This is a genomic window from Rathayibacter sp. Leaf299 (assembly GCF_001423055.1).
GTDB lineage: Bacteria > Actinomycetota > Actinomycetes > Actinomycetales > Microbacteriaceae > Rathayibacter > Rathayibacter caricis.
The window spans coordinates 62,274-85,705 of record NZ_LMNT01000002.1 but is presented as its reverse complement, the minus strand read 5'-3'; the positions used below and the strand labels follow the sequence as shown (position 1 = coordinate 85,705).

Sequence of the window (23,432 nt, the reverse complement as noted above, 5' to 3'; positions counted from 1 at the left end):
GCGTAGCGCCGACCGAACGGGCCGACTCTCATTCGACGCGGCCGGGTCGTCTGATCCCGCAGAGTTCGCAGTATGTCCTGTATGCGGCCGGGTGTACAGCAACGCAGAACTTTTTGACTCAAACGAGGAGGGGGTGCCTGCAACGGCACGCTACGACATTCACTCGAGACCGTTCAAGACCGCACTCGCACAGTACGACCGTGAGGCGTACGAAGCACCCGGCAGCAAGACGGTAAAGATGCCAGTTTGGTCCGAAGACTCGTACTATCAGGTGGCTGTACACCCCCAAGATTCCAGCGTAGGAAGGGTCGGCATCGTTCTGGAGGCTATCGGGGCAGCAGCATATCTTGCCTCTGACTACGAGCGCGTCGATGTCGCGGTCGCTTACGCCTCAGCGGAAGGCGTTCGCCTGCTCGACGAAAGACTGTCGGGCCCGAACTGGAGCGGTGCCCGCAAACGATTCCTCGTGAGCTTGGACTTCGGATTTACTCAGCCGAGCGCTCTCGTCCGTCTGAGTGAACTCAGCAATGCGGAGGTTAGGATTCCCAACGGGCGGGCGGTACTCGCCTCAGCCACGCTACGACCGCCTTCGGCGTTTCACGCGAAGGTATTCCTCTTCGGACTCGACGAGCTGCCCTACTTGCGCGCCTTGGTCGTCGGGTCGGCTAACTTGACAGCGAGTGCTCTCACCACCGGCGCCGAAGTCGTTACGACACATAGCTGGAGTCAGCGCGGGTTCCCCCCAGCTGCGTGGAGTCACCTCAAGAAGGCGCAGCCCGTCCTCGACTGGTTCGAGGACGCATGGAAAGCCGCGGATCTGCTGGAAGATGTGCTTGACGAGTATCGAATCCGTCACCGAGCTTTGCCCAAACCAGCGCGCCTACGGGAAGACAGGACCCAAGCAACCCGTCGCTACCTCGCTTCACTTGAGAGTCACGAGATTAATGGCGATCTTCCGGTGCAGCTGGCGGCCGCGAAGGAACTTTGGGTTGATGCGTCCTCCGTGATCGGTAACCGAAAGAATCAACCGGGCACACAGCTAAATACCCCTAAAGGCACGCGAGTCTTCTTCGGGATTGACGCGGAGAAGGTTCCCGAGAAAACGACCTTCGAACCCATAGACATCCGCATCGCTGGGCATGACTACGTGGAGCGCACTATCCGCTTCAATACGAACGGCATGGATGTTATCAATCTGCCGATCCCATGGCAGTACGGGGTGGACACCTACAAGGGAGCGCTCCTCGTTTTTACTCGCGAGATGCCAGATACCGCTGGCCGACGTCGGTTCACCTTGACCGTCACGAACGCGTCAGACATCGACGACCGCATAGCGTCCGCAACGAACAGCATCGAGCTGAGCATGAAGGGTGGCAGACGGTACGGTCTGCTTTTCTAAATCGTCCGCCCATCGGATCCCGATTGCGTCAGTGAGCGTTGCGCTCAGATGCAGATGAAGGGCGCCCGGGTCGTTGCCGAGCGAGCTGTGAAGAATCGCGGCCGCTTCTAATTGGGGCGGCGCCGGCCTCTGCCTATCCCCCGGGCGGTTGGAGTGCGCTCAGTGGATAGGTGAAGCGGCGATGAATGGCCGGAGCCTCGCATCATCTCTGGGCGACCGCCCGAGCTTGTGGCTCTCGTGCACCAATCGACCGGTTTCGTCGGCACCGGCCTCGGCCTGGGGTGGCTCTCGAGAACGCACAACCCGAGCGAGTGTCGAGGCTGTCGGAGGTGCCCGCTACCGTTCGACCATGGAACTGGATCACCTGAAACCGCACGACTTCCGTCGCCTCGGTCTTCTAGGGCGTGTTATCGAGCTCACCGACGCCAAGGAGCAAGCGTCGAGTCGGACGTTAACGGAGAGCGAAGATGCTTCTGTTGAACGCCAAACCGTCACCGCGGACGCGTCGGCTCTCGAAGAAGAGGGTCTGCTGAACCTCGATCGACGGTTCGGGGGAGCGTGGCTTGCCCGGCCGACGCAGGCAGGCCGCGATGCGTGGGCGGAGTTGAGCCAAAGCCGCAACGATCGGGCGAAGCGCACCCGTCAACTCCGCAACGACTACCTCGGCTGGATTCACAGCACGCGCAGCAGCGGATCAGCTGTCAGTGATGACTTCCTGCTCTCCGGCCCTTCCTACTTGGGCGTCCCCTACTTAGAGGACGAGTTCCTCGAAGCCGGAGCGTGGCTCAGGGACCGGAACTTCATCGCGGGCGAGGGAGCATGGGGGCGGAAAAGCCCCCTCTTCCCCTCGTTAACCGCGAAAGGGGAGGACTACGTGGAAAACGACCGCGATGTTCATAGTGAGGCGACCGAAGGGGACGGTGGGACGTCCTACGCATTCCACGGTCCCACTCAGTTCGCTACCGGCAGCCGCCACTTCACTCAGACGCAGAACATCGGAGACGTTAAGAACGGCGTCGAGGAAATCGCGCGCGCGCTGTACCAGCTCTCACAGCTGAGCACTGGGCAGCAAGAAGCCGAGTTGACGGCTGCGGCCGTCCAGCTCGAGGAAGAAGTTGCGGGACAGGCTCGCCCTCATCGGCTACGGACGATTGCGGAGGGCGTGCAGCGCATTCTGGTCGGCGGGGCCGGCGGAGCGCTCGGAGCGTTCACCTCCAAGCAGGTCGCCGAGTTTCTCGAGTCTCTTCCGCTCTCATGACCGCGAAAGTCAGGCCAACTCAGAGAGATAGACGCCCGGTGATGACCGATGCAGCGACGTCGACCAGCACGTCGCTTCCAGCCCCGCATGAACGCGATGATGCCTGAGCGCGGTCCGGCGCACTTGCACGCCGCGGGGATGCGCGACGTCGACGATGTCTCCGAACTCTCGCTGGAAACGTTCGGCGAAAAGGACGGAGCGAACCGTCTGGAGGTAGCGCACTCGGTCGCCAACTGGCGGGAGAGGCGATCACCACGGATCGTCGCGCGAGGTGACGACGGTCATTTCATGGGTTACGCCATCGTGAACCCCAATCGCGGTGGTGACTTCTGGCGCACCGACGGACAGGTGGCGATCCTCACGCACGTGGCAGTTGCGGCCGAGTTCCAAGGTGATGGTGTCGGATCGGCACTCCTTGAACGGGCCGTGAGGACGGCGCGGATGCTTGGCTGGGCTCGGTTGATGGCCCAAATCCCGTCCGGCCTGGTGAGCTGGTACAGGTCGCGCGGCTGGATAGTGCAGCCGGAGCGCGAGCTGCTCGCGTGGGTGGAACCGTGGGTCGAGAGCGACGACCACTGGCACCCGGAGCTACCAAGCCGCGCGTTCTCGCCTGTTCTGTACCTCGAGCACTGTGACGACTACCCCCATGTCGCCACCCTGCAACTACGAGAGGAACCTCCGATCCTCGAGGTCTCCTTCCCCGCTGGTCGTGACAGCGAGACCACCGAAGCCCTACTCGGCCAGGCGATCGCAACGGCCCTGCTTGAACGTCTCTCCCTGGCCCGCAGGTTGCCCCCTGCTCTGGTTGAGACGCTTGCGGAAACGCCGGGTCTACCCTCATCCTGTCGACGAATGCTTCTTGCCGAGTTGGCCGTTCCGGCCATCGGCCGGAACAGTAGCCGATAGACCGATCCTCCCTGCTCGTATCTTCGTCGGCATCGACGTCACTTCCTCGCTGGTACGGTCGATCCACTACCAGGGAGACACCGGATGACAGCGTTGAGTGGACCGACACAACAGGCACTCGCTCGCCTGCTCGATGCGGAAGTCACTCATAGCGTCATCGACAGCCTGTTCCAGCGCTTTCAGGTCGATCCCCTGCCGACGGCTGACGGAATTCCGACCAAGCTGAAGAAGGCCACACACCTCACCCGCGAGCTCGCGAAGCGCCCCGAGGAGCGCTTGAGCTTGATGAAGCTGATCGAGTACGTCGGATCTGACTCATCGGGCATGCCTCGGACCTTCCGGCGCGGAGACCCGGCTGCCACGGATCTGTACGAGAATCTCGACCACGACCTTGAGGCAGCTCCACCTGGTCAGCAGCCGGTGGCAAGGAGTCCCAAGCCGGAGCGTCAATTCAAGAGACCGGGAACAACTGCCCCGATGCCGACCGAAGCGACGACACGTCTACCCAAACGCGCCGTCTTCGTGGTCCGTGGTCGAGACAGTAACGCCTACGAAGCTCTCGAGTCTCTGCTACTCGCGCTGGACCTGCGGATCGTCACCTGGGACGACGCTGTTCGCGCATGCGGCGGGGGCACTCCGCACACTCTTGACGTCGTCCGCGCGGGAATCAACCTGGCGACGGCGGTCGTTGTTCTGATGACGGCGGATGATCTCGGCCAGGTCAAGCCGGACTTCTACCAGGCAACCGATGACCCCCGCGAAGCGAACCTGAGTGGGCAGGCCCGGCAGAACGTTGTCTTCGAAGCCGGCTGGGCCATGGCCCTGGATCAAGACCACGTCGTCCTGGTGCGCGTCGGTGATGTCCGGCCGCTGAGCGACATCGACGGGTTGAACTACGTGAGCCTGTCTGGTGATCTCTCCAGTCGTCGCCAGCTCATCGGTCGACTCAGGAACTGCGAGCTCGCGGTCGACGACAGCGGGGAGCGATGGCGTACTGCCGGCACGTTCCCTGGGCAGGAGTAGATCATCTTCACGTTTCCTGTTCCGCTGTTGTTAGGGCCACCCGCAGGCCTGCTTGTCGCGGTTCTGATGGGTGCACTGTCGGGGTCCCTGTCTTGGCCACTGGAGATCGCCGGCCCTTCGTGGCTTGCTCGGCGGCATGGCCTACAGCGCGCTTCAAAGCCGTTCGCGCGATTAGGCCTGCGCCGTCCTCACACTGGCGCCGTGGTCTTCTCCGGCGTGGTGGCGGTGTCCGGGAGCAGCGCGATCTCGAACAGGCGGGCGACTCGTCGACGTTCGTCTGATGTGCCAGGGACGAGGAACGCGCACGCGCAGTAGACGGCGCCGTTGACGGCGAGGGCGATGACGCCTGAGGTGCGTCCGCCCGCCCACGGGATGCTGACCGGGTAGATCAGTTGGAGGATGCTCGCGGTGATCACGCCGAGCGCTGCGCTGAGGGCGTTGCCGCGTTGCCAGATGACGCCGAGGAGCAGCGCTGGGGCGAGTTGGCGGATGGCTTGGTAGGACACCTGGGCGAGGGCGACGAGTCCGACTGTTCCGATGGTGGTGCTCGCTGCTGCGGCGACGAGGATGGTGACTCCGAAGACGGCGATCTTCGCGGAGCGGGCGTCGCGGAGGGGGCTCTGCTTGGTATAGGCGAAGATGTCGTTGGCTGTCTGGGTGCCGAGGGCTTGCAGGTTCGCGCCGACGTTGCCCACGGTGGCGCCGAGGACGCAGAGGCCGGCCAGGGCGACGGTGGCCACTCCTCCGGTGCCGGCGACCATGAACCAGACGTCGTCGGGTCGTTCGCTGACTTCGAGGATGCTCGAGGCAAGGAGCGCGAGGAGGCTGAGGGCGAATCCGAAGACCAGGAGGATCGGAGCGGCCTGCGCTCCTGAGCGGTGGATGGCGGTGACGCTGCGCGCGATGAACAGGCGGACGAAGATGTCGGGCCAGCACCAGCCGCCGATGGCACCGGGGAAGATGAGGGACATCAAGTAGAGGGGTCCGAGGTCGCTGCCATCTCGCGATCGCTCTGAGTCTCACCTGGTCGCCGGCCAGCGTCCTCATCGCAGCCGGCCGCGAAGACGACGCGCTCGAGCACGACCGACGTCGAGCCCTGCTGCGCGACTCGACCGCGCACACCTTCGCCCCCTAGCGGGCGACGGCAGTGGGAATCGTGACCTGTCCGGCGGCGGCCCAAGTTGTGCGGATGTCTGACCAGTAGTTGCGCTGGTCCTCGAGCTGCGCGCGCTCGGCGTGCAGCCGGTCGATGCGGCGGGCGAGCATCCCGGGGGGCGCAGTGATGTCCGGGGGCGTGGGCGGCGACGTCGGCGCCGGCTCAGACGGCGTGCTCGCACGTGAGCCTGAGCGGCCCCGCTCATCGAGCAGCGCCGGTCGAGAAGTCAGGCTCTGCCCGGTTCGTCCAGCGCGTCCAGATCACGGAGCGCCTCCCGCGCACGCGCCAGCCGCGCCTCCTCCGGCTCGTCCCACCACGCAGGTCCGCGCTCGCCGAGCCCGTGCTTCGCGAGCCCCACCCGAACGCGCGCAGACGCGACCGCGTCCTCATCCCCTGCGCGCTTCCCCGACCGCACTCCCGAGCGCCCCCTCCCCAGATGCGAGGTCAGCGCCGCGACGAGGTCAGAAGGGAGGATCGGATCCGTGCGTCGCCAGCGGCGCCCGCCGACGACCAGCCAGCGCTCGTCCTCCTCGTCAGCCACTCCCGCCTCAACCCTCGAGCACAGCTCAGCGCCGCGAGACCAGACCCGAAAGCGCGGCGAACGCCCGCTCCGGACCGGTCGTGCCGGTGAGCTCCTCCGCCAGCGCGTCGAGCCGCTCCCTCGCCGGTCCGCCCAGCGCGAGCATCCGCGCGGCCGCCTCGGCAAGAGCCGACACAGGCGCCACGTTGGGGTCGAGCACCTCCGCGACCCCCGCATCCTCCAGCGCCGCCGCCCCGGCGAACTGATCCGTCGAGAACGGCAGCACCACCAGCGGCACCCCCGCGGTCATCGACTCCGTGACGCTGTTGTTCCCGCCGTGCGTCACAGCGAGCGCGGCGCGGCCCAGCAGCGTCACCTGCGGGAGGAAGCCGCGGACGAGCCACGACGACGGGACGTCGCCGAGGGCCGCGCGGTCCGTCGCTCCGGAGGCGAGGGCGACCCGCACCGGGCGGCCGTCGACCGAGACCGTGGCGAGGGCGGCGGCGACGCGGGCGAGCACGTCGTCGCGCACCGAGAGGAAGCTGCCGAAGCTGACGTAGACGACCGGGTCGTCCGAGGCGGCCAGCCACTCCTCGACCTCCGCGTCGACGGGCTCGGAGCGGACCGCCGAGCCCAGGAACGCGTGCGGCGGCAGCTGGGCGGTGCGGGCCGGGTCGTGCAGCTCGCCGGGGTAGTTCAGCAGCAGCACGTCGCCGGACTCGGCGAACGCGTCCTGGCTGGCGGGGGCGGCGGAGTCGAGCGAGGCGAGGGCGGCGTTCCACTCGGCGGTGAACGAGTCGCGGACCTCGTCGCAGAGGGCGCGCAGGGCGGCCAGGTCGTCCGGGTCCGGGGCGAAGGCGTCGGGCCAGACGGGTGGGAAGCCGTAGACCTCGCCGGGCACCGTGAGGGCGCTGGGGTGCCCGAGCACGACGTCGCCGTAGGGCACGCCGAGCGCGCGCAGGGCGACGCGGGCGGTGAAGGCGAGGTGGTCCACGACGATCGCATCGGGCTGCACCTCGTCGAGGATCTCGCGCAGCCGGGCCGCGACTCCGGCCGGGTCCCACAGCAGGTCGGTCAGCCGCTCGCGCGCCTGGTAGGCGAGGGTCGGGACCATGCCCCGGCGGGTCGCCGCGAAGAAGCCGCGGAGCGACTCCCCCTCGTCGGGAGCCTGCTCCTCGGCCCGGATCGTGCCGGGGTTCGAGCCGCGGCCGAGCCGCAGCGCTGTGTGCTCGAAGCCGAAGTCGTCGACGATGGCGCGGGTCGCGTCGCCCGTGGCCACCACTACGCGCTCGCCGGCCGCGCGCCAGGCGGTACCGAGCGTCGCGAGCGGGAGCAGGTGGGAGGCGTAGTCGGGGCTGACGATCAGCAGGGTCATGACGCTCCGAGCACGAGGTCCGAGCGCAGCGGCCGCTCCTGGTCGGCGGTCGCGTGCGCGTAGACGCCGGCGAGGGCGCGCGCCATGGCCTCGATCGTGTACCGCTCGGCGACCATCGCGCGGCCGCGCTCGGCGGCGTGCTCGGCGAGGGGGCCCGCGGCGAGCTCGAGGGCCGACGTCGCGGCTCCGGCGAGCGCCGTCGCGTCCGCGGTGTCGATCAGGAAGCCGGTCACGCCGTCCTCGACGTAGGTCACCGGGCCGCCGGTCGCGGGGGCGACCACGACGAGGCCCGCGGCGAGCGCCTCGAGCAGGGCGATGCCGAACTCCTCCTTGACGCTCGCGCAGACGTACGCACCTCCGGGGGCGGCGAGCCCGGGGCGGCCGTGCCGCACCGCGCCGAGCCAGCGCGCCACGGTGCCGTTCGGGCGGTGACCGGCGAGCAGCAGTCCGTCCTCCGCGCCTCCCGCGGCGCGGATGCGGTCGAGCTGCTCGCGCTCGTCGGGGCTCGGGTCGGCGAGGTCGCCGCCCACGAGCACGAGGTTCGCGCGGCTCCTCAGGGCCGAGTCGCCCGCCCACGCCTCGGCGAGCGCCGCCATGCCCTTCACCCGGTGCAGCCGGCCGACGCTGAGCAGCAGGGGCAGGTCGCGCCGGTCGTGGGGCAGGGCCGCGAGCAGGTCGTCCAGGGCCGAGAGGTCGTCGCCGACGTCGATCGCGACCTCCTCCCCTGCCGCGGAGGCGCGGGCGGCCTGCTCGCCGCGCTCCACCAGGCGCACGTCGATTCCCTCCGGGACGATCGTGTGCCGCTCCGGATGCGCGGTGATGTCGATCCCGATCAGCTCGCGCATGCTCTGCGCCAGGTCGGCGCGGGGGAAGAGCACGGTGTGCGCGGCGTCGGCGGCGAGGCGCTGCACGAGTCGCACGCGGAACCAGAAGTGCTCGGCGGAGTCGCGGTCGCCGAAGTCGGCGCGCGAGAGGGTCCCCGCGGCGTCGAGGCCGGCGATGAGGGCGTGCGGGTCGGGAGCGACGGTGAAGACGACCGGGATCTCGAGCTCGCGGGCGACTGCGGCGGCGGCGAGCGACCCGACGTCGGCCATGCGCAGGTGCAGCACGTCGACCCGGCCCGCCGCGCGCAAAATGCGGCGGATGCCGCGCTCGGCGGCGATCCGGCGGGGCCAGGCCTCGGGCATCGGGACGGCCGGGCCTGCGAAGGGCACCGGAGCGAACCCGTGGCCGGCCGAGGGCAGGTCGGCGAGAGCGCGCTCCGCCTCCGCGGGAGTGCCGCGCGAGAGGGTCAGGACGCGCTCGATCCCGTCCTCTCCCCCGAGGGCGTCGCCGAGGCGGACGAGCAGCGTGGCGATGCCACCGTTGTCGCCGGCGCCGACCCGGGTCAGGGTGCCGTCGATGTCGGCGTGCAGGAAGAGCTGCGCGACCGTGGGGCCGGCGTCTGCGACCGGAGCCGGTGCGTGGTCGAGCAGGGCGACGCGGGCGATCGAGCCCAGCGGTCCCTCCACGGCGACGAGGCGCGAGAGCAGCAGCTCGGCGTCGTCCGAGCGGCGCTCGCCCAGCGCGTCGATCGCGGCGGCCCGGGCGTCGAACCCCTCCGCCTCGTCGGCGGCGAGCTCGAGCAGGGTGCGCTCGGCGATCGGGCCCGGCACCAGGCCGAGCGTCTCGACGAACCGGGAGCGGGCGCCGGGATCGCGCTCGCCGATCAGGGCTCCCTCGAGGGCGAGCGAGAGCGGCTCCGGAGTCGAGGAGCCCCAGAGCAGCAGCGTGCGCTGCGCGAGCATGCCGACGAATCCGCCCGCACCGACCATCCGCAGGAGCGGGCCGATCGCGCTCGGCCTGGGCAGCCGACCGCCGAACGCCCAGGCGGCGTGCTCGCGGATGAAGGCCCGCTCGTCGGCGAGCAGGCGGAGGAGGGCGAGGTCCGCCTCCTCGTCGAAGACCTGCGCCAGGGAGTGCACGGCGGCGATGGCGGTCAGCTGGTCCGACGGATCGAGGGCGGCGCGGGTGAGCAGGCGCACGGCGCGTCCGCCTCCGTCGCTCACGGCCGCGATGGTGAGCTCGTCAGCGGCGCGGACGGCCTCGAGCAGGGTCGGTGCGCCGCGCACGGCATCGAGAACGGTCTGGGTGGCCACGGTTCACCTGGTCTCGTCGGTACGGATGGAGCAGCGCGCCCACTCCGGGAGTCCTTCGGAGCCGTCGGGCTCCCGGGATCGCGGCGTCGGCGGACCGAGTACGAGCATGCCGCGCCGGGTCCTGGGATTTCACCACTTGCGCAGACCCCCACGATGTGCGCACTGTCAAGGGGGTACCGGCTCCGATCCGCATCCTCCACGCGCGCGAGCCTGCTCAGGAGCGCGAAGTCCACTCCAGCAGTCGCCCGAGCGGCCACGTCGTCACGATGCGCTCCTCGGGGACGCCGAGCCGCTCCGCGCGCTCGGCCCCGTAGTCGAGGAGTCCGAGCTGCCCCGGAGCGTGCGCGTCGCTGTCGATCGAGAACAGGCAGCCCGCCTCGATCGCCAGGGCGATGAGCTCGTCCGGCGGATCCTCCCGCTCGGGGCGGGAGTTGATCTCGACGGCGGTCCCGTGATCGGCGCAGGCCCGGAAGACGGCCCCCGCATCGAACTCCGACGGCGGCCGCGTGCCGCGCTCCCCGCTCACCAGTCGCCCGGTCACGTGCCCGAGCACGTCGGTCCGCGGATCGGAGGCGGCGGCGACCAGTCGCGCGGTCATCTCGCGTCGCGGAGTCCGCAGCTTCGAGTGGGCGCTCGCCACGACCACGTCGAGCCGGTCGAGGAGCTCGGGCGTCTGATCGAGCGAGCCGTCCTCGAGCACGTCCACCTCGATCCCGCTGAGCAGCCGGAGCGAGCCCGTCTCGAGGGTCGCCAGGTGCGCGAGCTGCTCCTCGAGCCGCTCCGCACTCAGACCGTGCGCCACGCGCAGGCGCGGCGAGTGGTCGGTGAGAGCGAGGTACTCGTGACCCAGCGCGCGAGCGGCGTCCGCCATCGCGGCGATCGGAGTCGCTCCGTCCGACCACTCGCTGTGGCTGTGCAGATCGCCGCGCAGCCGGGCGCGGAGAGCGCTCGTGGGCAGGGGGCTGCTGCCGCGCAGGTCGGCCAGGTAGTCCGGCACCCGCCCGTCGCGGGCCTGGCTGATCACGGTGAAGGTCGTGTCGCCGATGCCCGCGGCGCGGCGCACGGCACCGAGATCCTCGCGCTCCGCCGCAGGCAGGCCCTCGAGCACCGCGATCGCCTTGCGGAACGCCTTCGCACGGTACTTCGACGCGCGCTCCCGCTCGAGCAGCGTCGCGATCTCCTGCAGCGCCGCGATCGGATCCATGACCCCGGTCTACCAGACACCGGAGCCGCCGCTCACCCCCTCCGCTCCACGAGCGCCTGCAGGGCGTCACGGACGAACCGCGCGCCCTCGACGCCTCCGTAGTGGACCGCGAAGCGCTCGTCGGCGACGTACATCCCGCCGAGCCCGAGCAGGTACTCGTCGCTCGGCCCGCCGTCGGCGCCGCGCGGAGTGCCGGGGATCCCGGCCAGCCATGCGCGGTGCCGCTCGGCGAGGGCGAGCGCCCGGGCGCCGGAGGGATCCGCTCCGCTCGAGGCGGCGGCGATCCAGTCGGCCGCGAGGTCCTCCTGCGCGAGCGTCCACCGCTCCTTCTCCTCCGCGCTCATCGACCGCCACCAGCGGTCGCCCTCGGCGTACGCCGGCGCACCCCAGCGGCGCTCGACCTCCTCGCGGTGCTCCGCGTGGTCGAAACCGTCGAACATCTCCTCGGCCATCGGCCCGTTCCCTTCTCTCATGGTCGTGATGGTGCGACGGACGGCCGCGATCCGGCGGTCCAGGCGTTGCCGCTCCTCCTCGAGCACGTCGACGTGCCGTTCGAGCGCGGTGAGCGGCTCGGTGTCGCGGCGCAGGATCCGCCCGATCTCGGCGAGCCCGAGGCCGAGATCGCGCAGCAGCAGGATCCGCTGCAGCGTCACGAGCCCCGCGGCGTCGTAGTAGCGGGTGCCGCCGGCCCCCACCCGGCTGGGCGCGAGCAGGCCCACGGCTCCCCAGTGCCGGAGCGTCCGGCTCGTCGTCCCCGCGAGCCGCGCCACCTCCTGCACCGACCACTCCTGCTCCACGACGCCCTCCTCTCTCACCGCGATCCGTCGACAGGAGCGACCGTACGGCTTGACGCTGCGTCAACCGCAAGGCCCGCATTCGGCCGAGCCGGGAGCGACGAGCCTTCGGAATCGCTGAGCACTCTTGCCGCGTGCGCAAAACGCGATATATCGTGACTCTCACCACTCGCGATATATCGCGTCACACGCATCCGCTCCACTCCGGGGCGAGAAGAAGAAGGAGGACAGCATGTCGCTCGAGAAATGGCTCGTGCAGGCGGGCGAATCGAAGGTCATCGACCTCGATGTCGTCCGCTCCGTCAAGATCGCCCTGGTCGGAGGTCAGATCGACGTCATCGCGCACGACGAGCCGACCGCCCGTGTCGAGGTCCACAGCGTCGGCGGACGCCCGCTCAAGGTCTCGATGGACGGCGACCGCCTCGAGATCGACCACATCCAGCTGCGCTGGGACTCGATCGTCGAGGTCGTGAAGGGCCTCGGCCGTCGCGGCGACCGCGCCGACGTGAGCCTCCTGGTCCCCGGCGGTGTCGCGCTCAAGTTCGACACCGTCTCGGCCGACGGCCTCGTCTCGGGCCTGCACAGCGACGCCCGCGTCTCGACCGTCGGCGGCGACGTCGTGATCGACGGCCTGCACGGCGACATCGACGTGAACACCGTCCACGGCGAGCTCTCGGTGCGCAACCACACCGGGCGCGTCGCCGCGCACACCGTCTCGGGCGACGTCACCGCCGCCGGCGCCCTCACCCGCTTCACGGTGGACGGCGTCTCGGGCAGCGTCTTCGTCGACGCCGAGGGCACCCCCGACGAGATCCAGGCCAACACCGTCAGCGGCGACCTCACCGTCCGCATCGACGAGGGCCTCGGCGCGCGCTACCGCATCAACACCGTCTCGGGCACCCTGCAACTCGACGGCTCGGTTGTGCGCGGCACCTTCGGCCGCGGCTACACCTCGACCACGGGCTCCCTCGACTCGAAGTGGGTCGACATCGCCGCCAACTCGGTGACCGGCGACGTCGTCGTCGTGCGCCGCAGCACCGCGGGCGCCGGCGCCCCCGCCTCCGTCGGCGAGAGCGCCGGCTGGGGCTCGCCCGACGCCGGCTCGTCGACCGACGACCAGCGCCCGATGGACGGAGGCGCGCTGTGAGCCCCGTCTTCGCGCACGGACGCCTGCGCCTCTACCTGCTCAGCCTCCTCGCCGAGGCGCCCAAGCACGGCTACGAGCTGATCCAGGCCCTCAGTGACCGCTTCGGCGGCACCTACGCCCCGAGCGCAGGCACGGTCTACCCGCGCCTCGCGAAGCTCGAGGAGGAGGGGCTCGTCACCAAGGAGGCCGACGGCCGCAAGACCGTCTACTCGATCACCGACGAGGGCCGCGCCGAGCTCGCGAACCGCGCCACCGATCTGGGCGACATCGAGGACGAGCTGACGGATTCGGTCCGCCGTCTCGCCGACGAGGTCCGCCTGGGCGTCGCGGAGGCGATGAAGAGCCTCCGCGCCGACCTCGCCAGCGCGGCCCGCGACGCACGCGGGGATCGCGGCGACCGCACCCCCGAGCACTCGGCCGAGCAGCCCCCGCGCACGCAGGACGAGCCCGCCGCCGCGCCCGCTCAGGAGTCGACCCCCGCGCCGTCCGACGCGCGCACCGCCTCCCGCCTCGCCCTGCGCGACGCGGAGGTGCTGCTCACCGAGTTCCGCGACGAGCTGCGGGCCGAGCTCCGCACCGCCGCCTCGCAGGGCTCCGTCACGCCTGCCAGCGTGGACGCGCTGCGGTCGGCCCTCGAGCAGGCTCGCGCCTCCGTCCGCTCGACCCTGAACTGACACCGGGACGACCCGCAAGACACCGCTGAAGGGCGGGGAACCCGTGAGGGATCCCCGCCCTTCAGCACGTCTCAGTCGTCGAGCCGCGCCCGCTCGAGCGGATCCGGCGAGAAGCGTCCGCGCGGGATCCGCGAGCGCACGAGCATCCCGAGGCCGATCAGCGCGGCCGCCGAGCCCATCACGATGCCGCTCACGGCGTCGATCCGGCCTTGCGATTCCGCTTGCACCAGGCTCAGCAGCGCCGTCTGCGCGAGCACCAGCAGCACGAGGGCGGCCGCGATGTTCGCCAGGCGCGCGGCCTCGAGCAGCAGGGCCCGCTGCCGCCGGGCGGTGATCGTGCCCACGATCGCGAACGTCAGCTCGGTCAGCGCGATGACCGCCAGGGCGAGCGCGATCGGCTGCGGGAACGCCGCCTCGGGCGAGTCGTCGACGAACTCCCACGCGGAGGCCGCCGTGTAGAGCACCGCGCTGATCGCGATCATCCGCCCGATGATCCGGTAGAGGCGCCGCTGCACGGCGAAGTCGACCCGCACGCCGCGCCGGGAGTGGTGCGCCCGGAAGACGAGCACCCGCGAGACGGCGACCGCCGCCGTGACGACCACGTTCGCGAAGAGGAACAGCGACGGCGCCGCGACGGTGAGGGCGATCTTGCCGAGGACCACCAGCACGCTGATCGGCACGCCGAGCCCGATGAGCAGGACGCCGCGCTCGTAGGTGTCGGCGACGGTCGCGCGCAGGCGGTCGGCAGGAGTCGGCACGACGACCGCGGTCGTCTCGGGCAGTGCCTCCGAGCCCGTCATGCTCCTCCTCCGCGTCCGCACGCGCAGGACACCCCATTCTCCGCCCTCGAACGCGCCACTCGGCGCGCCTACTCCCGCCCCACCGCCAGCGCCTCCTCCTCGACGTCGAGGAATGCGAGCGCGCTCACCACGGCGGGCTCCTGGTACCGCCCCTCGGCGCGCGCCCGCAGCACCGCCTCCCGCTCGGCGGCGATCATCGCGCGCCGGAGCCGGTTGTACGAGTGGGTCAGCGGCTCCGAGTCCTCGGCCGCCGGCGGGTTCTCGAGCGCGTCCGCGAGGAACGTGGCGTTCCGCCGCAGCCGGTCGAGCACCCGCTCCTCCACTCCGTCCTGCGGCTCCTCGTCGAGCCGGGCCAGGCCGGCCGTCTGCGCCTCGGCGAGCAGCATCTGCTTCTCGACGTGCTCCTGCATGTCGTTGGGCGGCGGCAGCTTCAGCACGCGGATGAGGCTCGGCAGCGCGAGCCCCTCGACGAGCGTGCCGGCCACCACCACGAAGGCGAGGAACTGCAGGAACTCCCGCTGCGGCGTCTCCTCGGGCAGGAGGAACGCGGCGGCCAGCGTGACGACGCCGCGGATCCCCGCGAACGAGACGCCGATCGCCGTTGGCCAGGTCCAGCCGCGTTGCTGCAACCGCCGGGGCCCGTGCCGGTAGAGCACGGTCGTCATGATCATCCAGAGCACGCGGCTGCCGATCAGCGTCGCGAGCAGGGCCGCGCTGATGCCCACGGTCTGCCAGAGCCCGATCCCGGAGTCGGCGGTCGCCTCGACGACCGACGCGAGACTCAGCCCGATGAAGAGGAACACCGCGTTCTCGAGCAGGAACTGGATCGTGCGCCAGTTCAGCGACTCCGCGATGCGCGCCTGCGCCGACTGGATCACCGGCGCCCGGAAGCCCAGGTAGAGCCCGGCGACCACGACCGCGAGCACCCCCGAGCCGTGCAGCAGCTGCGCCGGGATGAAGGCGAGGTACGGAGTCACGAGCGACAGGCTCGTGTCGAGCACCGAGGACTGCACCTGCTTGCGCACGGCCCCCAGCACCACGGCGACGACGATGCCCACGCCTCCGCCGACGACCACGGCGAGCACGAAGTCGAGGGCGACGCCGCCCGGAGTCACGGTGCTGGCCAGAGCCAGGATCGACGCGTTCAGCGCGACGAGCGCGGTGGCGTCGTTGAGCAGGCTCTCGCCCTCGAGCACCGTGAGCATCCGGCGCGGCAGGCGGAGCCGTCCGGCGATCGCGGTGACCGCCACCGCGTCGGTCGGAGCGACGATCGCCCCGAACGCGAGGGCCGCGGCGATCGAGATCGCGGGCACGACCGCCCAGGCCACCGCGCCCACCACGAGCACCGTGAACACGACCAGGCCGACCGAGAGCAGCAGGATGCTGTCGCCGCGCGCCCGGACGTCGAGCACGGAGGTGCGGATCGCCGCCGCGTAGAGCAGCGGCGGCAGGATCCCGAACAGCACCACGTCGGGCTCGACCACGACCTCGGGGATCCCGGGCACGAACGAGGCGAGCGCGCCCACCGCCACGAGGGCGACGGGCGCCGACCAGTTGACCCGGCCCGAGAGCCCGGTCACCAGCACGGTGACGACGACGAACGAGACGATCCAGACGATCGCGACGACCGGCTCCTCCACAGGACCCCTCCCCGGGGCGCGGACGGCGCGCCTCCGGGCACCATCATGGCGCGCGGAGCGGACCGGCGGAGGAGCGCCGGTGGATCAGCGGAGTCGCGCCGGCCGACCCGCCTCAGCGCTGCGCGTCGTGCACGTCGCGCGCCTTCATCACCCGCGCCGAGTCGACCGGGTTCATGCCGAGCACGATCTTGCCGCGCGAGTGCCGCTTCTCGAGGTCGTCGAACGCGTCCTGCACGAAGCCGTAGGGGTAGAAGCCCGAGACGAGCACGCGCAGCTTCTGCGCGGCGACGAGGCCGACCAGCTCGCCGAGGATCTCGGTGTCCTGCGCCGCCGTCTCGGCGTCGGGCCAGACGGCGCGGAGCTCGATCTCCTTGCGGTCGTCGCTCGAGTGGTACCGGCTGCCCTCGATGCCCAGCGACGCGGCGAGCTCGTCGTTGCCGCCGAAGTTGTCCAGGAACGCCGTGACGCCGCCCGGAGCGGCCTCGCGGATGCGGTCGGCGATGCCGTCGCCGTAGACGATCGGCTTCACTCCGATCTGGCGGAGGTAGTCGAAATTGCGCTCGCCGCAGGTGCCGATGACCGTCGCCCCGCGCAGCTTCGCGAGCTGGATCTCGAGACTGCCGACCCCGCCCGCCGCGGCCGAGACGACCACGGTGTCGCCCGCGGCGACGTGCACCGCCTCGAGTGCTCGCCACGCGGTCACACCGGCGAGGAACAGCGCGCCGCCGACCTCCCAGCTGACCGAGGCGGGCTTGGGCACGAGGTTCTCGCGCGGCACGACCACGTGGGTGGCGTGCGAGCCCACGAGCGCGTGGCCGACCACGTCGCTCTTGAGCTTGAGGTCGGTGACCCCCTCGCCCAGGCCCACGACCACGCCGGCGAGGTCGGTGCCCTGGCGCATCGGGAAGACGGCGGAGTGGTCGGAGTCGAAGCGGCCCTCGCGGATGAACGCCTCCATGTGGTTCACGCCCGCGGCGAGCACCTCGACGAGCACCTCGCCCCGGCCGGGCACCGGCCTCTCGACCTCCGCGACCTCGAGCACGTCGGTACCGCCGAAGCGGGAGTACTGGACCACACGGGCGGAGTCGGAGCGGAGACGGTTCATGGGCTCATCCTGTTCCTCCCCGCACGAGAACCGGTGACCCCCGAACGGGGACGTGCGCCTCGCGGCCGCCCGGATCGGCCGCGCGAATCCGTGAGGGCACGAATCATTCGTGTCACGACGAGTGGCAGGATGAGCGGGTGGAACCGGACCCGCTCGCCCTGCAGAACCAGGTGTGCTTCTCGCTCGCCGTCGCCGCGCGCACCGTCATCGGCCTCTACCGCCCGGTCCTGGAGCCGATGGGCCTCACGCATCCGCAGTATCTCGTCCTGCTCGCCCTCTGGGAGCGCAGCCCCCGCTCGCTCGGCGACCTCGGCGACGCGCTGCACCTCGAGCCCGCCACCCTCAGCCCCCTGGTGAAGCGGCTGGAGGCGAACGGCCACGTCACCCGGACCCGCAGCACCGAGGACGAGCGCCGCCTCGACGTCGCGCTCACCCCGTCCGGGGCGGCGCTGCGCGAGGAGGCACTGCAGGTGCCTCCTCAGATCGTCGAGCGCCTCGATCTGCCCCTCGACGACCTCGTCGCGATCCGCGACTCCCTCACCCGCCTCATCGGAGCGGCGTCCCGCCCCTGAGGCCTGCCCGACGCCCGCCTGGCCCCTGGCCGACGACTGTCGGAAAATCCCCGGTCACAGCGACGGATCAGCCCGCTCACGGCTGCACTCCCGACGGCTTGACTCGCCTTGCGCACGGAGTAATGTCGTCGCTCGTGACTAAAGAGGGCCCCGGGTCCGACGCGCTGGCCTCCGCCTCCGACGCCGGCGAACTGCGGACGGCGAAGCACTTCTTCATCGGGGAGCCCCTCTCGAGCGACAAGCTCGAGGGCCAGCTCCTCAAGAAGCGGCTCGCGCTCCCGATCTTCGCCAGCGACCCGCTCTCCTCCGTGGCCTACGCGCCGCAGGAGCTGCTGATGATCCTGCTGCTCGGCGGGCTCTCGTTCCTCACCTTCGCGCCGTGGGTCGCGGCCTGCGTGGTCGTCCTGCTGCTCGTCGTGGTGCTGAGCTACCGGCAGCTGATCCGCGCCTACCCCTCGGGCGGCGGCGACTACGAGGTCGCCCGCACCAACCTCGGCGAGACGGCCGGCCTCACCGTCGCCTCCGCGCTCCTGGTCGACTACGTGCTCACCGTGGCGGTCTCGGTCGCCTCGGGAGTCGACAACATCATCTCCGCGGTCCCCGAGCTCGCGCCGCTCCGGGTCGAGCTCGCGATCCTCTTCGTGGTGCTGCTCGCCGCGGTGAACCTCCGCGGCGTCTCGGAGTCGAGCAGAGCGTTCGCGATCCCGACGTACCTCTTCGTCGTCAGCGTCTTCGTCATGGTCGTCGTCGGCCTCGTCCGCACCCTGCTGGGCGACGCGCCGGTGGCGGAGTCGGCCGGCTACACCGTCCGCGCCGAGGAGCTCACCCAGGCCGCCGTGGTGCTCCTCCTGCTGCGCTCGTTCGCCAGCGGATGCGCGGCCCTCACCGGCGTCGAGGCGATCTCGAACGGCGTGCCCGCGTTCCGGGCCCCGAAGGTGAAGAACGCGCAGCGCACCCTCGTGGCGATGGGCTCCATCGCGATCGTGCTCTTCGTGGGACTCACCGCGCTCGCCCTCGTCTCGGACGTGCACTACGCCGAGGACGCGTGCCACCTCGTCGGCTTCGCGGGCTGCGAGGACACTCCGCAGCGCTCCGTGATCGCGCAGGTCGCCGCCGCGACCTTCGGCAACGGCTCGATCCTCTTCTTCGTGATCCAAGCGGCGACCGCGGCGGTCCTCCTGCTCGCGGCGAACACCGCCTTCAACGGCTTCCCGCTGCTGGGCTCCGTGCTCGCCCGCGACGGCTTCGCCCCGAAGTCGCTCAACACCCGCGGCGACCGCCTGATCTACTCCAACGGAGTGATCATCCTCGCGCTCGTCGCCGCGATCATCCTGCTCGTCTACCAGGCCTCGCTGACGAGCCTGGTGCAGCTGTACATCATCGGCGTCTTCGTCTCGTTCACCCTCGGGCAGACCGGCATGGTGAAGCACTGGATCCGGCTCATCAAGCAGGGCGAGGGCTCCCGCACCGTCTACACGAGCCTGGGCATCAACCTCTTCGGAGCGGCCCTGACCTTCGTCGTCCTCGTGATCGTCACGATCACCAAGTTCACGCACGGCGCCTGGCTCGTCTACCTGGTCATGCCGATCCTGGGCGTCCTGATGGCCGGCGTCTACCGCTACTACCGCGACGTCGAGAAGGAGATCGAGGTCGACCCGACCACGACCTTCGGAGCGAACGGCGACCACGCGATCGTGCTCGTGGGCCGCATGAACAAGCCGACGCTGAAGGCGCTCGACTACGCCATCGCCGCCCGGCACGAGACGCTCGAGGCCGTCCACTCCTCCATCGACGACGCCCAGACGGCCCAGTTGAAGGCCGACTGGGAGCGGATGGACATCCAGGTGCCGCTGCGCTGCGTCGCCTCGCCCTACCGCGACATCTCGTACCCGCTGATCAAGTACATCAAGGCGCACCGCCTCGAGCACGGGTCCGAGATCACCACCGTGTACATGCCGCAGTACATCGTCGGCCACTGGTGGGAGTCGTTCCTCCACAACCACAAGTCGCGCCGGATCCGCCAGAAGCTCCTGCTCGTGCACGGGGTGACCGTGGCGCTGGTGCCGTGGCTGCTCGACTCGTCCGAGCTGATCTACGGCCGCCGCTCGCGGCCGATCCCGGGCCAGGCCCGCCGCGGGGAGCCGGTGCGACCCGTGACCCGTCGGCCGATCCCTCCGGCGTCCGTGCTGCCCAAGGGCGCTGCCGGTGAAGGCGCGCCGCGCAGCCACTCCCGCACCGCGGCAGCCGTCCGCACCAAGAAGGGCGGCAAGCGCCGCTGATCCGGCGCAGAACCTCCGCCGAGACGGGGCGTCGGCCACGATCGCGGACGAGCGGCCCTCCCGGCCGAGGCTCTGCGACACGACGCCGCTGAGATTGTGCGGGCGCCGCCCGTGAACGGATAGAGGGCCCGCGGCCATCGGCCGCGAGCCCTCGATTTCCCCTTGTGCCTTCCCCCGAAGGCGGCCCGCCCCAACGGGCCGATCTCGACGCTATCGGCGGGCTATGGACCTGCGCATCCTCCTCACGACGGATCCCCACCCGCCGTGAGGTGGGGGGCCGGGGACACGACGAGCCGGTGCAGGAGCGCGATGGCGAGGGCCGCGCCTCCCGTGCAGATCACGGTGAGGATCGCCGCGTCGACGACCGAGGAGCGGTACTCGGGGGCCAGCGGATCGAAGCCCGCGACCGCGAGGACGATCCCGACGGGCACGACGGCCGCCGCGAGCACGACCGACCAGGCCGCGAGGCGGACTGCGGTGCGCCCGTCGGGAGCGAGGGGGCGGGGCCGGTGCGCGACGTACCAGACCAGCGCACCGATGCCCAGGCCCACGAGCCCCAGCACCCCGCTGCCGTACTGCAGCCACTTGTAGACCGGGAACGGCCCGAGCTCGCGTTCGAGCGCGGGGATCGCCACGACCCCCGCGCCGGACAGGTGGGTGAACGCGTCCCAGACCACGTGCGTGGCGGCTCCGATCACGATGCCGGCCGCCGTCAGGAGCAGCGCCGTGACCCACGCGCGCGCACCCCGCGGCGACGGTCGACGCGGACGGAAGCGCATCCGCACGATCCGCGGCGCGAGGTCGCGCCAGGCGGGCTCGAGCAGCACGAACCAGAGGGCGAGCCCGACGGCGCCGAGCGCCAGGTCGACCGTGACGACGCCCAGGAGCGAGTGGGTCGCGGCGCGGGCCCCCTCCCAGGGCAGGTACATCCCGATGTCGGGCATGACCGCGCCGGAGGCCACGGCGCTCGCGGGGATGCGGCCGTTCCTGAAGGCCAGAGCGACGACGGCGTGGCTCGGAGTGAACGGCATGCTCCACGGTATCCCGACGGCGACGGCGGGCGTCGGGAAGCGACAGCCGGTCCCGCGCCGGACCACCCGCGCGGGGGGAGCTCGGAGGAGCGCGACCGTAGAATCGCACGGACGTCCGGCCCGCCGGACTCAGGTGACGACGGATCGGAGCGGGTGTGCGGAAGGCGTTCGCGATCCTCCGACTCGCGCTCGCGGGTCTGGGCGTCGTGGGCCTGGTCGCCGACTTCTTCTACACCCTCGGCTTCCGCGCGTTCCAGATCGACAACTTCTTCGCCTACTTCACCACGCAGTCGAACATGGCCGGAGTCGTCCTGCTCGGCCTCTCGGGGCTCGTCGCCCTCGCCCGCACCCGCGAGCCGCGCTGGCTCAGCACCGTGCGGGCCCTCGTGCTGACCTACATGGTCGTCTCGGGCATCGTCTTCGGCCTCATCGCCGTGGAGGCAGGCAACCGGGGCGTCCGCGTCGACGTGCCGTGGTCGAGCGCGCTGCTGCACTTCGTGATCCCGACGCTGGCGATGCTCGACTGGATCCTCGGCCCCGGCCGGCGCCCCGTGCCGTGGCGCTCGACCCTCACCGTGCTCGGCTTCCCGGTGGTCTGGGGCGTCATCACGCTGGTCCGCGGCGCCCTCATCGGCTGGTACCCGTACTTCTTCCTCGACCCCGACCAGGTCGACGGCCCGGTGATGTACGTCGTCTACGACGTGATCGTGCTCGGGCTCATCTCGGGCATCGCGGCGTTCGTCGTCGCGCTCAGCCGGGTCCGCCCGCTGGGCGAGTCGCACACCGCGGAGTGGCGCGGCCCGTTCGCGAGGCTGCGCGAGCTGGTCAGTCGGGGACGACGGCGAACGGCTCCAGCGCCGTCACCGCGACCGTGAGCAGCTCGTCGTCGCTGAGCGCCTGCAGCGACAGCGCCTGATCGGCGCCGACGAGGCCGATCAGCACCGTCTCTCCGGTGACCGGCTGCAGGTTCACCCACTCCGTGATGCCCGCCTCCGAGCCCACGAGCGACCACCGCACGGCCGACACCGCGTCGGCGTCCGCATCCCAGAAGGACTCGTCGAAGCGGAGCCACAGCGTCTCGACGACACCGGAGCCGATCGCCGCGATCGCGGTGCGGTGCGCGAACGGCAGGGGCGGATCGAACACGATCGCGTCGGTCTTGAGCACGCCGATCGGCACCGTGACCAGCACGCGGTCGGCCGAGAACGACTCCCCCGTGGCGAGGCGGACGCTGGCGCCCTCCTCGTCGTAGCCGATGCCGCTGACGACGGCGCGCAGCGAGACCTCGACGTCCTCGAGCAGCGACGCGACGAGCGGAGCGAGGCCGTCGGTGAGGACGGCGTCCGCGCGCTCGGAGTCGTCGTCGAGCTCCTGGGCCGTGGTCGCCGCTGAGGCGTCGCCGAGCCCGTACCAGGACGAGAGCTCCGCGGGGGCGGCTCCGGTCGTGAGCGCCGCCCCTCCCGCGAGGAAGGCGGCGACCCGCTCGGGCTCGCCGTCGCCGCTGCCCGCCTCCGCCTCGGCGGGGTCGGCGGCACCGGACCCGGCGAAGGCCTCGGCGAGCGGCACGTCCTCGGACTGCTCGGCCCCCCACTCCAGCGCCCGGGTCAGAGCGTCGGCGCCGGTCGTGCCGACGTCGAGGACGGAGCCGTCGGGCGCGACCGAGCGGATCGCCGCGAGGTCGATCGGAGTGGTGCCCACTCCCGCGTCCAGGACGCTCTCGCGCAGGGCCGGGCCGGCGCCGGCCAGCGCCCAGGCTCCGCTGTCGACCGCGACGGGCCAGCCGTCGGGCTGCGTGGTCGCGATGCGGCCCCCGGTGCGCTCGCGCGCCTCGACGAGGGTGACGTCGTAGCCCGCGTCGACCAGGCGGCGCGCCGCGATCGCCCCCGCGAGCCCCGCTCCGACGATCGCGATGCGCTCTCCGTCGCCCGCGACCGCCGCGATCTCGCCGGCGGCGCGGACGCCCGAGTTCCAGGCGCCCTGCAGGGTGCCCGGCTCGGACGAGTCGGTCGCCTCCCCGGCGAAGAAGACGCGGTCGAGCACGTTCTGCGCGAGGTCGTCGCGGTGCTCGGGAGTCGCTCCGACGGGCAGGTAGGAGGTGCTGCCGAGCGCGAAGGGATCGGTGCCCCAGGCGGAGCGCACGAACGCCGAGGGCGTCGGAACGGCGGTGGTGCTCGGCGTGGGCACGGGCGCCTTCGTCACCGAGCGGGTGGGCGTCGGACGCGGCGGCGTGCAGCCCGCGAGGACCAGGAGACCGACCCCCGTGGCGGCTCCCGAGAGGAAGGTGCGGCGTCCGATCGTCATCCCCGACATCCTACGTTCTCGCCTCCGAGCGCCGCCCTCGGCGCACCCGTGAGCCTCGCGCACTCTTGCCCGCTCCTCCGTCGCCACCGCAAGGCCCGGCGGACGCCCGA

20 protein-coding genes are annotated in these 23,432 nt (G+C 71.0%); 9 read left to right on the top strand and 11 right to left on the bottom strand.

All coding sequences use genetic code 11. From position 1 onward, the window contains the following. Nucleotides 1-91: 91 nt before the first annotated feature. The 4 genes from ASF48_RS19345 (at nucleotide 92) to ASF48_RS07710 (ending at nucleotide 4,586) form a co-directional block, all read left to right on the top strand. Nucleotides 92-1,399, top strand: coding sequence for a hypothetical protein (locus ASF48_RS19345; RefSeq protein ID WP_157603098.1), 1,308 nt, complete (start codon nucleotides 92-94; stop codon nucleotides 1,397-1,399). Between the two features lie 349 nt (nucleotides 1,400-1,748). Next, on the top strand, nucleotides 1,749-2,657 hold the full coding sequence (locus ASF48_RS07720; protein ID WP_055789349.1) for a hypothetical protein: 909 nt from the start codon (nucleotides 1,749-1,751) through the stop codon (nucleotides 2,655-2,657). Nucleotides 2,658-2,744: 87 nt separating this feature from the next. Then, nucleotides 2,745-3,563 (top strand): GNAT family N-acetyltransferase, encoded by an 819-nt coding sequence (locus ASF48_RS07715; protein WP_055789347.1) that lies wholly within the window; start codon nucleotides 2,745-2,747, stop codon nucleotides 3,561-3,563. A gap of 84 nt (nucleotides 3,564-3,647) precedes the next feature. Continuing rightward, a complete protein-coding gene (locus tag ASF48_RS07710) occupies nucleotides 3,648-4,586 on the top strand; it encodes a TIR domain-containing protein (RefSeq protein WP_055789345.1) in 939 nt (312 codons plus the stop codon). Nucleotides 4,587-4,774: 188 nt separating this feature from the next. On the opposite strand, the gene ASF48_RS07705 is transcribed toward ASF48_RS07710, so the two are convergent. The 6 genes from ASF48_RS07705 to ASF48_RS07680 all read right to left on the bottom strand — a co-directional run bounded on the left by ASF48_RS07705 (nucleotide 4,775) and on the right by ASF48_RS07680 (nucleotide 11,776). After that, nucleotides 4,775-5,557 (bottom strand): hypothetical protein, encoded by a 783-nt coding sequence (locus tag ASF48_RS07705; protein ID WP_055789343.1) that lies wholly within the window; start codon nucleotides 5,555-5,557, stop codon nucleotides 4,775-4,777. Nucleotides 5,558-5,968: 411 nt separating this feature from the next. Next, on the bottom strand, nucleotides 5,969-6,283 hold the full coding sequence (locus ASF48_RS19645) for a hypothetical protein (RefSeq protein WP_055789339.1): 315 nt from the start codon (nucleotides 6,281-6,283) through the stop codon (nucleotides 5,969-5,971). A 25-nt stretch (nucleotides 6,284-6,308) separates the two neighbouring features. After that, nucleotides 6,309-7,637: a glycosyltransferase gene (locus ASF48_RS07695; protein ID WP_055789336.1), complete on the bottom strand. Its 1,329-nt coding sequence runs from the start codon at nucleotides 7,635-7,637 to the stop codon at nucleotides 6,309-6,311. Next, on the bottom strand, nucleotides 7,634-9,775 hold the full coding sequence (locus ASF48_RS07690) for a glycosyltransferase (RefSeq protein WP_055789333.1): 2,142 nt from the start codon (nucleotides 9,773-9,775) through the stop codon (nucleotides 7,634-7,636). The genes ASF48_RS07695 and ASF48_RS07690 overlap by 4 nt, the downstream gene beginning before the upstream one ends. 214 nt (nucleotides 9,776-9,989) lie before the next feature. After that, complete coding sequence (locus ASF48_RS07685) at nucleotides 9,990-10,979, bottom strand: PHP domain-containing protein (RefSeq protein WP_055789331.1); 990 nt, start codon at nucleotides 10,977-10,979, stop codon at nucleotides 9,990-9,992. 32 nt (nucleotides 10,980-11,011) lie between these two features. Continuing rightward, entirely contained in the window at nucleotides 11,012-11,776 is a 765-nt protein-coding gene (locus ASF48_RS07680) for a MerR family transcriptional regulator (protein ID WP_055789328.1), read from the bottom strand. Between the two features lie 229 nt (nucleotides 11,777-12,005). Between ASF48_RS07680 and ASF48_RS07675 the strand changes: the two genes are divergently transcribed. Together ASF48_RS07675 and ASF48_RS07670 are read left to right on the top strand one after the other, a co-directional pair. After that, nucleotides 12,006-12,920, top strand: a complete 915-nt coding sequence (locus ASF48_RS07675; RefSeq protein WP_235577210.1) for a DUF4097 family beta strand repeat-containing protein — start codon at nucleotides 12,006-12,008, stop codon at nucleotides 12,918-12,920. Next, nucleotides 12,917-13,594: a PadR family transcriptional regulator gene (locus ASF48_RS07670; RefSeq protein ID WP_055789325.1), complete on the top strand. Its 678-nt coding sequence runs from the start codon at nucleotides 12,917-12,919 to the stop codon at nucleotides 13,592-13,594. Before ASF48_RS07675 ends, ASF48_RS07670 begins: the two co-directional genes overlap by 4 nt. Nucleotides 13,595-13,665: 71 nt before the next feature. Here ASF48_RS07670 and ASF48_RS07665 read toward each other — a convergent pair whose 3' ends face one another. The 3 genes from ASF48_RS07665 to ASF48_RS07655 form a co-directional block, all read right to left on the bottom strand. Next, a complete protein-coding gene (locus ASF48_RS07665) occupies nucleotides 13,666-14,394 on the bottom strand; it encodes a hypothetical protein (RefSeq protein WP_055789321.1) in 729 nt (242 codons plus the stop codon). Nucleotides 14,395-14,462: 68 nt separating this feature from the next. Beyond that, complete coding sequence (locus ASF48_RS07660) at nucleotides 14,463-16,034, bottom strand: cation:proton antiporter (RefSeq protein ID WP_055789318.1); 1,572 nt, start codon at nucleotides 16,032-16,034, stop codon at nucleotides 14,463-14,465. 112 nt (nucleotides 16,035-16,146) lie between these two features. Beyond that, complete coding sequence (locus ASF48_RS07655; RefSeq protein ID WP_055789315.1) at nucleotides 16,147-17,139, bottom strand: NADP-dependent oxidoreductase; 993 nt, start codon at nucleotides 17,137-17,139, stop codon at nucleotides 16,147-16,149. Between the two features lie 137 nt (nucleotides 17,140-17,276). Between ASF48_RS07655 and ASF48_RS07650 the strand changes: the two genes are divergently transcribed. Together ASF48_RS07650 and ASF48_RS07645 are read left to right on the top strand one after the other, a co-directional pair. Continuing rightward, entirely contained in the window at nucleotides 17,277-17,711 is a 435-nt protein-coding gene (locus tag ASF48_RS07650) for a MarR family winged helix-turn-helix transcriptional regulator (protein WP_055789311.1), read from the top strand. Nucleotides 17,712-17,833: 122 nt separating this feature from the next. Then, complete coding sequence (locus ASF48_RS07645; protein WP_082481122.1) at nucleotides 17,834-19,990, top strand: APC family permease; 2,157 nt, start codon at nucleotides 17,834-17,836, stop codon at nucleotides 19,988-19,990. A 242-nt stretch (nucleotides 19,991-20,232) separates the two neighbouring features. On the opposite strand, the gene ASF48_RS07640 is transcribed toward ASF48_RS07645, so the two are convergent. Further along, on the bottom strand, nucleotides 20,233-21,021 hold the full coding sequence (locus ASF48_RS07640) for a DUF4184 family protein (RefSeq protein WP_055789308.1): 789 nt from the start codon (nucleotides 21,019-21,021) through the stop codon (nucleotides 20,233-20,235). 155 nt (nucleotides 21,022-21,176) lie between these two features. Between ASF48_RS07640 and ASF48_RS07635 the strand changes: the two genes are divergently transcribed. Beyond that, a complete protein-coding gene (locus ASF48_RS07635; protein ID WP_055789305.1) occupies nucleotides 21,177-21,896 on the top strand; it encodes a Pr6Pr family membrane protein in 720 nt (239 codons plus the stop codon). Here the strand turns inward: ASF48_RS07635 and ASF48_RS07630 are convergent. Beyond that, nucleotides 21,847-23,322, bottom strand: a complete 1,476-nt coding sequence (locus ASF48_RS07630) for an NAD(P)/FAD-dependent oxidoreductase (protein ID WP_055789303.1) — start codon at nucleotides 23,320-23,322, stop codon at nucleotides 21,847-21,849. The two genes, ASF48_RS07635 and ASF48_RS07630, sit on opposite strands and share 50 nt — an antisense overlap. Nucleotides 23,323-23,432 lie beyond the last annotated feature (110 nt).